This is a genomic window from Flavobacterium plurextorum (assembly GCF_002217395.1).
GTDB classification, from domain to species: Bacteria; Bacteroidota; Bacteroidia; order Flavobacteriales; family Flavobacteriaceae; genus Flavobacterium; species Flavobacterium plurextorum.
On the sequence record NZ_MUHD01000014.1, the window covers coordinates 1 to 12,694 of the forward strand.

Consider the following 12,694-nt stretch of genomic DNA (forward strand, 5'->3'; position numbering starts at 1 on the left):
CTTTTAGTTTTTTTATGTTTTCCATCAATTCCGTAGATGCGAAGACAGATCTGGGAAATGAAAAATCACCATTTGAAAATGTTTTTAAAATTAGTAAAGACAATAATTCAGGGACAATAAGCGCTGAATCTATAAATGGGTTTTTTAATAAATATCCTAAATTGAAGAAATATCAAAAAGACGTTGAAGATCTCTATAAAAAAAGAGAATACAAGATGATCTGGCATGATGATAAAAGCGTGAGCGAATTTGGAGCTTTATTGTATAATAAAGTAAAACTTTTAAGCGAACAAGGCGTAAAAGCGACCATGCCGTATATGCCATTAATCGACGACATTTTTAATGAAAATGTTACCGAAGATCTTTCGCCTGCAGATACTGATTTGATGCTGTCAAATATGTATGTTTTTTATGCCAGCAATGTTTATTCTGGAGTTGATCCTCAAACTTTAAAAAAAATAGGATGGTATCTGCCTGCAAAAACTATTTCGTACAATAGGATTTTAGATTCTTTAATGGGAGATCCTGATCGATTAAATAAAGATGAAAATCTTTTGTTTGGTCAGTATTATAAACTTCAAAGCGTTTTGAAAAAATATCGAAACATTGAAAAAAATAATCTTTGGAAAAAAATAGATATTGATGCAGCGACTTACAAAGATCTAAAGCCTTTTGACAGCGGTACAGTTGTTAAACAAATAAGAGAACGTTTGTTTGTTGTTGGTGATTTAGCACGAGATTCAAAAAGTGGTTTGTATGATGAAGAAATGATGGCGGGCGTTTTAAAATATAAAAAGAGATACGGTTTAAAATTGAATTACGCTTTTACAAAAGATCATATCGATCAATTGAATGAGCCAATTGCTAATAGAATCAGAACGATTATGTTAAACATGGAAAGATGCAGATGGATTCCGACTGATTTATCAAAAGCAAGTGAATATGTAATGGTTAATATTCCGTCGTTTAGATTGATTTATGTGAAAAACGGAAAATATGATTTAGTTTCAGATGTTTTTGTTGGTACGCGAATGACCGAAACGGTAATTTTTAGCGGTAATATTGATAGAATCGTGTTTAGTCCCTATTGGTATGTGCCGGCCAGCATTATAAAAAATGAGCTGAAATTAAAAATGGCCGAAGATAAAAACTATCTCGCTGATCATAACATGGAATGGAATGGCGGTAATGTAAGACAAAAACCAGGACCTAAAAATTCGTTGGGATTGGTTAAGTTCATGTTTCCAAATCCAAATGATATTTACCTGCATGATACTCCTGCAAAAAGCTTGTTTGAATTTGAAAAACGTATTTTCAGCCACGGATGTATTAATGTAAAAGAAGCCAAAGAACTTGCTTTACATATGTTAAAAGATGATCCTGACTGGCCTGTTGATAAAATCAATAATGCAATGAGCGGTGAAAAAGAAACGCCTTGTATGCTGAAAAAGAAAATTCCAATTTACATAGGTTATTTTACCGCATGGGTTGCAGATGATGGTGAAATTGGTTTTTATCCAGATGTGTATGACAGAGATAAGAGTTTGGATAAATTATTATACTCTAACGATGCCGTTTTACAGTAAAAAAATGTATTCCCAAATACTATAAAAAAAACACCCTTCAGATATAAATCTGAAGGGTGTTTTTTTATAAATGGTCTACAAGATTATTCGTATTTTAAATATTTCAAAATATCTATTTTCGTCACTTGATAGGCTTTTGCCAAAACAATTGTTAATGTCAGCGTAAGCAATGCAACAAGTGCAATACTAAACGGAATTGGAGAGACATTGATCCTAAAAGCAAAATTTTCAAGCCATTTTTGCAATAAAAGATAAGCTGGAACAATTCCAATTACAAATCCCATTAAACAATAAATAAAATATTGTTTTGAAAGCTCTTTCAATAAAACATCAGTTTCTGCTCCAAGCGTTTTTCTAATTGCAATTTCTTTTAATCTTCTTTCCATTGAAAACGATGCCAAAGCAAACAATCCGAAGATGGCAATTATAATTACAACAAGATTTAGAATAAAAAATAAATCTTTTTGTTTTACTTGTTCTTCATAAGTTTTAGCAAATCCTTTGTTTACAAATACATAATCAAATGGATAGTCAGGATTTATATTTGCTTCCCAATAGGTTTTTAATTTATCTAATGTTTCACTTAAATTATTTGGAGAAACTTTTACATAGACATGTTGAAAGTTATTCCATTTTAAAGTTTTTGTGTTTATAAAAATCATTGGAGGCACTTTATTTTGTAATCCTGTAATATGAAAATCTTTTACAACACCAACGATCTTAAACTTTAGATTTCCTTTTCCATTCGACCAGCCCGAAGTGATTATAGTATTTACAGGATTCTTAAGTCCTAAGTTTTTTACCAAGGTTTCATTAACAAGCCAGTTGTCGATCGTGTCTGAAGCAAATTTTTGAGATAAATTTCGCCCTTGAACAATTTTAATCTTCATCATTTCTAAAAAGCCAAAATCCATTTCAACATTTCGAGGCTGTACAAAAATGCCGTTGTGAGTAAAACCAGAACTTGAATTAGTGCTGTTTCCAAAAGTACCTGCAAAAGTAGAAACTTCTTGAACTCCTGATATTTTTAGTATCTCTTGCTTTGTAGTTTCATATTTCTGCCCTTTTGTTTCATAATTTTGATAATTAAAAGGAATTTGAATTACTTGATCGCCTTTAAAACCAAGGTCTTTATTCATCATAAAATCAACTTGAGAATTTACAATTAAAGCACCAATAATAAAAAACGTTGCAATACCAAACTGAAAAATAAGCATCGAATTTCGAATCCAGATTCCATTTTTACTTCTTGAAAAATTACCTTTCAGCACTTTTAAAGTTTCAAAATTTGCGATGTAAACAGCAGGAAAAATACCAGCAAGAATGAGTACTAATCCAAAAATAAAAAGAAGCTGCAAGTAAAATTCACCGCCATTCATAGTCAAATTTTTTCTTAAAAAAGAGTTGTAATACGGAAGAGAAAGTTCAACAATTGCCAAAGCAAATAAAATTGAAAGTGTTACAATTATTGCTGTTTCAAAAATAAATTGTGCAATAATCTGTTTTTTTGATGCTCCCACAATTTTGCGAACACCAACTTCTTTAGCGCGTTTTATGGCAGAAGCAGTTGCTAGATTTATATAATTTACCAATGATAAAACCAAAATTAAAATTGATAAACCAGCCATGATATAAATAAGCTGTAAGTTTCCTTTTCCTTCAGGAGAAGTAGGTGCCGATGCTTTTGTACCATGTAAGCGCAAAGTTTTCAGCTGATCAAGAAAATTCGTTATCTCGCCATTTTCTTTAATAAATTGCTCAGGAGTTTGACCGACTTTTTTTGCCTCTTTTAAAATTACGTTTTCATAATTTATATTACGCATTTTCTTTAAAATGACATTAATATCAGCGTTCTTTTTGGTCTTAATCATTATACCATAGTTGAAATTTCCCCAGTTGTTAATGTCATAGTCACGAACAATACCACTAAAAACATAGTTAGGTTCAAAAGAAGACGGAGTTATAATGCGATAAACAGATTTTACGATATAAGATTGGTCATAATATGTAATAGGTTTTCCAATTGGATCTTCATCTTTAAAAAGAAGTTTAGCTTGTTGTTCAGAAATTGCGACGCTGTTTTTTTCTTTTAGAATATCTTTTTTAGCACCTTTTACAATTGGAAAAGGGAAAAAATCGAAAAAATTATTATCACTTACCGTTATTTTTTTATCGATTAATTTTTTGTTCTGATATTTTATAACAGCCTCATCATACCAGTCGTTTAAGAAACAAATTTGTTCAATTTCAGGAATTGTTGCCTTACAGGTTTGACCAAAAGGAATTGTACTTGTTCCCCAGATATCATCAGTTGCTCCAATTTTATTTAGAACTTTATATACATTTTCTTTTTCAGGATTCCATTGGTCGTATGCATGCTCATTATTCCAATATAAAATGGCAAAAATTACGCTCGCAATTCCGATGCTCAATCCTAAAACATTTAAAAATGAAAACAGTTTGTTTTGTTTTAAATGATAAATAAATATTTTAAACCAATTAAAAATCATGGTGTCTACTTTATAGTTATGTTAGTTATTTTTTTGGTAAAAGAAAGAATCAGCCTTTTAAAGAAGGGTGAAAATTTTGCATACAAATCCAACCAGGACTGTGATTGCGGTAATAACAAAGTTTATCATCTTGATTTATTTAGCGTCCATAAAAACATCTACATTTCTCTGATTTAACTTTTCAGAGAATATAACACCATCTTTCATATGAATCGTTCTTTGCGAGAAAGAGGCATCATAATCAGAGTGCGTAACCATCAAAATTGTAGCACCTTTAGCATGCAAATCAGTTAAAAGTTCCATAACCTCATTACCATTTTTACTGTCCAGATTTCCTGTAGGCTCATCGGCCAAAATAATTTTCGGATCGTTAACTAAAGCTCTAGCAACTGCAACCCTTTGCTGTTGTCCTCCAGAAAGCTGCTGCGGAAAATGTTTTAAACGATGTGAGATATTTAGTTTTTCTGCAATTGCTTCAATTTTTTGTTTTCTATCAGCCGCTTTAACATTGTTGTAAAGCAATGGCAGTTCGATATTATCATAAACAGAAAGTTCATCGATTAAGTTGAAGTTTTGAAAAATGAACCCAATATTTTCCTTGCGAACTTGTGCTCTTCCTTTTTCTTTTAAACCAATCATTTCCTGATCTAACAATTTATAACTTCCGCTGTCAGCACTGTCTAGAAGCCCAATAATATTTAACAAAGTCGATTTTCCACAGCCCGAAGGTCCCATAATAGTTAAAAAATCACCTTTTTTAATTTCTAGATTAATACCGCTCAAAGCAGCAGTTTCAACGTCTTCAGTTCTAAATACTTTGGTTAAATTTTGTATTGTTATCATATCTTTTTGGTGTTAAATGTTTTTAAAAATGTTTTTTGATTGATGATTGAAACTTTTATGATTGTAAAATGTGAAATGACAAGATTGGATTTACTTCGGCTGAATCGACAATTCCTCAATATCCTTGTAATCTGTATACGATGAGGTAATCACAGATTCCCCTTCGTTTAGTCCGCTTAAGACTTCATAATAAGAAGGATTTTCTCGGCCTAGTTTTATATTTCTTCTTTCGGCTTTATTTCCTTTTACGACAAAAATCCATTTGCCGGCAGTTTCCTGATTAAAAGCTCCTTTAGGAATTACCATTGTTTTATTTTTTTCAGACAAAATCAGTTTTACACCAAAGCTTAAACCATCTTGTAAAGCAATGTTTTCTTTAGATATAAAAGCCAATTCAGCACTAAAATGTCCGCTTTTTACTTCTGGAATTACTTTAGTTACCAGAACTTCAAGAGTTTTTCCTTTAAATTCAACCTGACCTTTTAAACCTTCTCTAATTTTTTCAAGATAAAATTCATCAATTTCAGCAGTCAGTTTATACCCTTTTTTCGAGTCAATTTTTCCAATGCTTGCTCCAGCCTGAAATGTTTTTCCTAAAACAGGCTCAAACGAAGTCAATCGACCAGTCTCTGGAGCTGTAATCAAGAAATTCTTTTTGTTGTTTCTTAAAATATCCAAGCTTTTTTCCATCGTTTGAATCGAACGGTTAATTTGAGAAATCTGCAATTGATTAGATTGCTTTTCTTTTTGAATACTCTGCTGAATTGTTTTTTTTCTTTCCTGCTGAAAACGTAAACTTTCTTTAAAACTATTCCAGTCATTCTTAGAAATTACATCCTTTTCAAACAACTTAGAATTCATGTCGTACAATCTTTTTGCATCATTATAATCATGCTCGATCAAGACTAAATCTTTAGTCAAATTCAATTCTTGATTTCTAATGTTTAATTTCCCAGTATTCAAATTATTAATCTGCTCAATAATTGCAGTTTCCTGAGTTAAGTAATTAAGTTCAGTATTTGGGTTGTATAAACGAGCCAGAGATTGCCCTTTTGTAACCATCGCACCATTTTCGACAAAGATCTCTTTTACAGACCCTCCTTCAGTAACATTTACAAGCATTACATTTAAAGGTTCAACCTTTGCTTGAAAAACAACAAAATCCTCAAAAAAAGCTTTTTCAACTTTTTGAATCGAAAGTTCTTCTGCTTTTACGTTTAAACTTCTTTTTGAATTGAAAGAAAAAAAGACAATTGCGCCCAAAGCTAAAAAAACTGCAATTGCTATTGTCAGATGTCTAAATTTTCTATTTTTACGAGGAATTACCGTGTCCATTTTTAAATAATTTACTGATAATCAATAGGTAAATACTGTGCCATAAAATTTATTATTTGTAAAGTATTGATTTTAAAGAAGCTCAAAAAAATCATTCCAAAAGTGAGTGTTCGATAATGAACAGTTGATCGTTCAAAATCGGACAAAAAAATACAGCATGAGAAAAAAGCAAGCCCAAATATTAATTGTTGACGATCAGGAGGAAATTCTTTTTTCGGCCAAAATGATTCTGAAAAAACATTTTGAAACGATTTTTACAACAAATAGTCCAAAGAAAATTTTTTCGATTTTAAACGAAAATGAAGTTAATGTTGTTTTACTCGACATGAATTATAGAATTGGTTTTGAAGATGGCCGTGAAGGAATTCATTGGCTGAAAGAAATCAAAACATTTTCGCCGCATACCGTTGTAATTTTAATGACTGCTTTCGGAAAAATTGATACGGCAGTTGAAGGAATTAAAATTGGGGCTTTTGATTATGTTTTAAAACCCTGGCATAACGAAAAACTGCTGGAGACTATTGATAAAGCTGTTTCGGAAAGCAGAAAAAACAGTAAAAAGCCAATTGTAGAAAAAACGGAAAAACAATATTTTATTGGCACTTCTCAAAAAATAAAACAAGCCTATTCTATTGCCGAAAAAGTTGCCAGAACAGATGTAAATGTCTTGATTTTGGGCGAAAACGGAACGGGAAAATATGTTTTTGCCGAGTATATTCATCAAAATTCAGAACGTAAAAAAGAAGCCTTTGTTCATGTTGATTTAGGTTCTTTGAGTGATAATTTATTCGAAAGCGAACTTTTTGGATACGCAAAAGGCGCTTTTACAGATGCGAAAACGGATACTGCCGGTAGATTTGAAATGGCACAAAACGGTACTATTTTTTTAGATGAAATAGGAAATATTCCGCTTCATCTGCAATCAAAGCTATTACATGTACTTCAGACAAAAACCGTTACTAGGTTAGGCGAAAGTAAAGCAAGACCTTTAAATGTTAGGATTATTTCGGCTACCAACAATGATATAAAAGCCGAAGTAAAAAATAAAACGTTTAGAGAAGATTTACTGTATCGTATTAATACTATGGAAATTATTCTGCCGTCTCTTCGTGAACGTAAAGAAGATATTGTTCCGATGGCGCATTTTGTTCTAGAACAGATTGCGGCAAAATACAATCAAGAAAACTGGCATTTTGACGAAAATACAGCTGCATATTTAGAAAAATATCCTTGGAAAGGAAATGTTCGTGAAATGGAAAATAAAATTGAACGCGCTTTAATTTTAGCCGATAACAATACCATTTCAGTACATGATCTTGATATTTTAGATTTTGAAGAAATTCAAGAAAATGATGAAAACCAGTTATCGGAAATGGAGAAAACGGCTATCGAAAAAACGCTTTTTAAACATCACGGAAATATCAGTAAAACAGCTGAAGAACTTGGATTGTCAAGAGCGGCATTGTATAGAAGAATTGAGAAATATGATTTAAAGAATTGAGAGTAAAGAGTGAAGAATTTTATGGCTGAATCTGTTTGAAATTTAAGGTACAGCCAAAATTATTTTATTTGATAACTATCTGGAGCGGCTCAAAAAAAAAAATTAAATGAAAAACTGGAAATTTTATAATGCTTTTTTTACACGAGTTTTGTTTGTGATGATTCTCTTTTTCTTTTGTTTTTTTCTTATCTATAAAATGTTTTATTTCAATGCGATTTTAGTTGGTTCTTTTGCTTTGATAATGCTGGTTGAATTGTATTTTTATGTAAAAAATAAATTGCAGTTTTATGACAGAACACTGCTGTCGATTTTGCAGGATGATTTTTCTACAAACTTTCCTGAAGAGAATAAAAAAGACAATTTTAAAAGTTTGTATGCTTTGTATGAAGCTCTAAAATTAAGGCATCAAGAGCAAACTTCAAAAGAACTTATTTATCAGTCCTTATTAAACAACATTGATACTGCGGCTGTAATTCTCGAAAAAGAAGATGAGGATTGGAAGATTTTTTTAATGAATGACTGTTTTTCTCGTTTGTTTAAAGTTCCAAAAGTCAGTCATTGGAAATATCTTAAAAATTATTTGTCATCGCTTTGTTACGAAATTGAGAAAACGGAATTCAGTGAATTAAAATCGGCAATTTCAATTAAAATTGAAGATCAGGATTTGCAGACTTTTATATTGCAGACTTCAAGAACTCAAACGTATAAAAAAGAATATTTTATCATTTTATTAGATAGTATTCAGCGTGTTATCGAGAAAAAGGAAAAAGAAGCGTGGATTAATTTAATGAAAATTATTTCGCACGAATTAATGAATTCTTTAACGCCGATTCGTGCACTTTCGCAAAATTTACTTCAAATTGTAGATCAAGAAAAACTAGAGGAAGATGATTTTGAAGATATAAAAAGCAGTATTTCGACCATTATAAACAGAAGTGATCACTTGCAGGATTTTGTCGAAAGTTACCGTAAACTTGCCATGCTGCCAACTCCAGTGAAAGAAATGACACAGATTAATGCTCTTTTTGAGGATTGTCTCAGGGTAATGAATCCTATTTTAAAAAGCGAAAATATCGAACTGGTAAATGAAACTCATAGTTCTCGTTCTATTTTGATTGATAAAAATCAGATGGAACAGGTAATTATAAATTTGATAACCAATAGTATTTATGCTTTGAAAGAAGAAAGTGAAAAGCAGTTGTTTTTGTCTAGTTATACAGAAAACAATCGCTTTTTTATTGTGATTTCGGATAACGGAAAAGGAATTGATCCAGAAATTCAAGATAAAATATTTCTTCCTTTTTTCACTACCAGAAAAGATGGCGCAGGAATTGGACTAACTCTTTCAAAAAATATCATTGAAGCTCACGGAGGTTATTTAAGCTACCAGACTGACGAGGATAAAACAAGTTTTGTGATTTGTTTGATTTGAGAAGAATGAACCATATAAGTGATATAAGTTCATTTATAAAGTATGTGATTTCCTGTCGTTAACCAACTTTGGCAAAGCTTATCATATAGTATTGAGCCCAGTTTAAATAAACTTACATCACTTATATGGTGGAAATTTCAGGAGTCCAAAAATGTTTTTCGAAATCTACAATTTGATTGTTCACTACTGTTATCCCTTCGTTTTCTAAAAGTTGCTGCATTAAATTTGTTCCGTCAAAATGATGTTTTCCTGTCAAAAGTCCTTTTTGATTAACGACTCTGTGCGCAGGAACATCATCCATATTATGGCAGGCGTTCATTGCCCAGCCAACCATTCGCGCGGAGCGAGCGGTTCCTAAAGCTTTTGCAATTGCACCATATGAAGTTACTTTTCCAAACGGAATTTGCCTGGCGATTACATAAACTCTTTCGAAAAAATTTTCCTCAGCCATAAATTAAGTTTTTTTGCCACTGATTAAAAGGATTAAATAGATTTATCTGTCTGATTTGTAAAATCTGCGAGAAAAATATTTAACCACAAAGTAAAAAAATCATTTTAATCTGTGGCTGTAAAATTATCCGAAATAATAGTTCAAAATATTAAAAAGTGTTGCAATGGCAACTAAACCTGTAATGCTTCCAATAATCGTGTTCATGTTTCGCATTAAGTAATCTGTTTTCTTTTCAATTCTTTCAAAGAAAGCGATGTAGCTGTACAAAACAGCAAATGAACCTAAAACAGAACCTAAAACAAAAGTAAAAATGGTATTGTTTTCGAACGCAAAAAGATGATAAGAAGCGAGCGTTACACTCACTAAAACATAATAAGGAATAGGGAAGAAGTTTAAACCAGAAAGAAGCATTCCGAGAAAGAAACGGCTTTTTTTACTGCTTTTTTTAATCTTCGATTTCTTTTTACCTTGAGGTTCTTTGGCAATAAATAGAAAATAAATCGTTAAGATTGAAAAAATAACAAAACCAACTTCACGCAGTAAGGTTACAACATCTGGGCGATTATCTATAACTCGGGCAAATAAAACAGCAACGTAAACCTGAAAAAAAATAACTAAAACAGCACCAATTACAAACCATAAGGCGTTCTTTTTTCCCTCTTTCAAGTTTATTTTAGCTGCCGTCATATTGATTAAACCCGGCGGAATAATCCCAATTGCAGCGGCAATAAAACCTGAAAGTAATGGAGTGAATAATGCCATTCAGTTGTTTTAGTAGGTTAAAAAAAGAGGTTTTAAAATTAAATTAGTCTTTAATTTTGAAACGAATATACGTAATTGCCTTGTTAATTTCTAAATATTGTTTTTCATAAAAAGTCTGAAAAGCAGTAACTTCTTCAGGACTTCCCTCATTTTTGTACACATTATGATTTGCATACAAAACTTCGTGTCCTTCACCATGAAGTAATCCAAGTGTATAACCGTGCATAAATTCGCTGTCGGTTTTAAGATTCACGACACCGTCTTTTTTAAGGATTTTTTTGTAAAGTTTCAAGAACTCAGAATTCGTCATTCTGTGTTTTGTTCTTTTATATTTGATTTGCGGATCTGGAAAAGTAATCCAGATTTCATCAACTTCGTTTTCTGCAAAAATATGATTGATTAATTCGATTTGAGTTCGAATAAATGCCACATTATGAAGACCGGTTTCAACAGCAGTTTTTGCACCACGCCAGAAACGAGCACCTTTAATGTCGATACCAATAAAATTTTTGTTAGGATATTTTTCAGCTAATCCAACAGAGTATTCACCTTTCCCGCATCCCAATTCTAAAACTAAAGGATTGTCATTTTTAAAGAAATCAGAATTCCATTTTCCTCTTAAAGGCATTAGGTTGCCTACAACTTCTTCTCTAGTTGGTTGAAAAACGTTTTGAAATGTTTCGTTTTCTCTGAATCTTTTTAGTTTATTTTTACTTCCCACTTTACAAAAATTTTCCGCAAAATTAAGGAATATAAACGAATGGACGAGATGTAATTATGGTTTAAATTTTTTTAGCCGCAGATTTCACAGATTTTCTGGATTTCTTTTTTTTTAATCTGTGAGAATCTGTGAAATCTGTGGCACACATTTTACCCGTAATGAGGTTCTGTAATTGAATGTGCTTTTGGATCAAGTGATTCGTCGTGTTGTGATAAATCCAATCCCATATGTTCTGATTCCTCAGAAACTCTTAACGGAATAATGAAATTTGTTACTTTAAACAAGAAATAAGCTCCGAAGAAAGTAAATATAGAAACCAAAACAAGCGCCATCATGTGGTGTGCAAATACATTCCAACCTCCGTGCAGCAAGCTTGCATCTTTACCGTGAGCAAAAATGGCAGTTAAAATCATTCCCATAATTCCGCCAACACCATGACAGGCGAAAACGTCAAGTGTATCATCAAATTTTTTCGAAAAACGACAGTTTACAGCTGAGTTTGAAACTAAAGCGGTTACAAAACCAAAAAACATACTTTCAGGAACCGATACAAATCCTGCAGCAGGCGTTATGGCAACAAGACCTACAACTGCGCCAATACAGGCTCCAAGTGCCGAAACTTTTCTTCCGTTCATTCGGTCAAAGAAAATCCAAGTTAACATCGCTGCGGCAGATGAAGTTGTTGTAGTTGCAAAAGCCATAGCAGCAGTTCCGTTTGCAGCAAGTGCAGAACCAGCGTTGAAACCAAACCATCCAAACCATAACATTCCAGTTCCTAGTAATACAAACGGAATATTAGTTGGTATATGCTGACTGTTTTTTCTTTTTCCTAAAACAATAACACCAGCAAGTGCAGCAAAACCTGAACTCATATGAACGACAGTTCCTCCAGCAAAATCTTTTACGCCAAAATAACTTCCTAAAATACCTGTTGGATACCAAACAGAGTGGCATAAAGGCGCGTAAATGAAAATAGTAAATAAGCTGATGAAAAGTAAATACGAGATAAAACGAACACGTTCTGCAAATGAACCAGTAATAATAGCTGGAGCAATAATGGCAAATTTCATTTGAAACAAGGCAAAAAGCATAAACGGAATTGTATTGGCTAATTGTTTATGAGGCAAAACGCCCACATAATCCATAAAAGCAAATGTTGTTGGATTACCAAAGAAACTGTAAAAATGATCTCCGGAACTAAAACCAACAGGATCTCCAAAAGCTAAACTAAAAGCCACAACAACCCATAAAAGTGTTACAACTCCTAAGCAGATAAAACTTTGAAGCATGGTCGAAATGACATTTTTCTTGCCTACCATTCCGCCATAAAAAAAAGATAATCCCGGTGTCATGATTAAAACCAAACAGCAAGAGGTCAGCATCCAGGCAACATCTGCAGGTACAATATGTTCTGTCGTGCCAAATTCAGATAAAACATAACTGTTTTCAGTAACAGTTGGCCAAAATGCACCTGTAATGCAAATAATACTTATAATAATAAAGGAAATGATCCAGCGTTTCTCTATTTTCATTTTTCAAATACTTTATTGAAC

The 12,694-nt window shown here is 32.2% G+C and carries 10 protein-coding genes; 3 read left to right on the forward strand and 7 right to left on the reverse strand.

The features are described from left to right. Window positions 1-14: 14 nt before the first annotated feature. The gene (locus B0A81_RS06660) at window positions 15-1,586 is read left to right on the forward strand and encodes a L,D-transpeptidase family protein (protein ID WP_089057594.1); all 1,572 of its coding nucleotides are present in this window, start codon (window positions 15-17) and stop codon (window positions 1,584-1,586) included. A gap of 83 nt (window positions 1,587-1,669) precedes the next feature. Here B0A81_RS06660 and B0A81_RS06665 read toward each other — a convergent pair whose 3' ends face one another. From B0A81_RS06665 to B0A81_RS06675, 3 genes are all read right to left on the reverse strand, one after another. Beyond that, complete coding sequence (locus tag B0A81_RS06665; RefSeq protein ID WP_089057298.1) at window positions 1,670-4,096, reverse strand: ABC transporter permease; 2,427 nt, start codon at window positions 4,094-4,096, stop codon at window positions 1,670-1,672. A gap of 135 nt (window positions 4,097-4,231) precedes the next feature. After that, window positions 4,232-4,939, reverse strand: coding sequence for an ABC transporter ATP-binding protein (locus tag B0A81_RS06670; protein WP_089057299.1), 708 nt, complete (start codon window positions 4,937-4,939; stop codon window positions 4,232-4,234). A 90-nt stretch (window positions 4,940-5,029) separates the two neighbouring features. After that, window positions 5,030-6,274 carry an efflux RND transporter periplasmic adaptor subunit gene (locus B0A81_RS06675; RefSeq protein ID WP_089057300.1) on the reverse strand — a complete coding sequence of 415 codons (1,245 nt, stop codon included), beginning with the start codon at window positions 6,272-6,274 and terminating at the stop codon, window positions 5,030-5,032. A gap of 157 nt (window positions 6,275-6,431) precedes the next feature. Between B0A81_RS06675 and B0A81_RS06680 the strand changes: the two genes are divergently transcribed. Both B0A81_RS06680 and B0A81_RS06685 read left to right on the forward strand, forming a co-directional pair. Further along, window positions 6,432-7,775 carry a sigma-54-dependent transcriptional regulator gene (locus B0A81_RS06680; RefSeq protein WP_089057301.1) on the forward strand — a complete coding sequence of 448 codons (1,344 nt, stop codon included), beginning with the start codon at window positions 6,432-6,434 and terminating at the stop codon, window positions 7,773-7,775. Window positions 7,776-7,881: 106 nt separating this feature from the next. Then, on the forward strand, window positions 7,882-9,207 hold the full coding sequence (locus tag B0A81_RS06685; protein ID WP_089057302.1) for a sensor histidine kinase: 1,326 nt from the start codon (window positions 7,882-7,884) through the stop codon (window positions 9,205-9,207). Window positions 9,208-9,328: 121 nt separating this feature from the next. On the opposite strand, the gene B0A81_RS06690 is transcribed toward B0A81_RS06685, so the two are convergent. The 4 genes from B0A81_RS06690 to B0A81_RS06705 all read right to left on the reverse strand — a co-directional run bounded on the left by B0A81_RS06690 (window position 9,329) and on the right by B0A81_RS06705 (window position 12,673). Continuing rightward, a complete protein-coding gene (locus B0A81_RS06690; RefSeq protein ID WP_089057303.1) occupies window positions 9,329-9,658 on the reverse strand; it encodes an MGMT family protein in 330 nt (109 codons plus the stop codon). 123 nt (window positions 9,659-9,781) lie between these two features. After that, entirely contained in the window at window positions 9,782-10,420 is a 639-nt protein-coding gene (locus tag B0A81_RS06695) for a LysE family transporter (protein ID WP_089057304.1), read from the reverse strand. A gap of 43 nt (window positions 10,421-10,463) precedes the next feature. Continuing rightward, window positions 10,464-11,141: a tRNA (guanosine(46)-N7)-methyltransferase TrmB gene (gene trmB, locus B0A81_RS06700; protein WP_089053773.1), complete on the reverse strand. Its 678-nt coding sequence runs from the start codon at window positions 11,139-11,141 to the stop codon at window positions 10,464-10,466. A gap of 149 nt (window positions 11,142-11,290) precedes the next feature. Next, complete coding sequence (locus B0A81_RS06705; RefSeq protein WP_089057305.1) at window positions 11,291-12,673, reverse strand: ammonium transporter; 1,383 nt, start codon at window positions 12,671-12,673, stop codon at window positions 11,291-11,293. Window positions 12,674-12,694 lie beyond the last annotated feature (21 nt).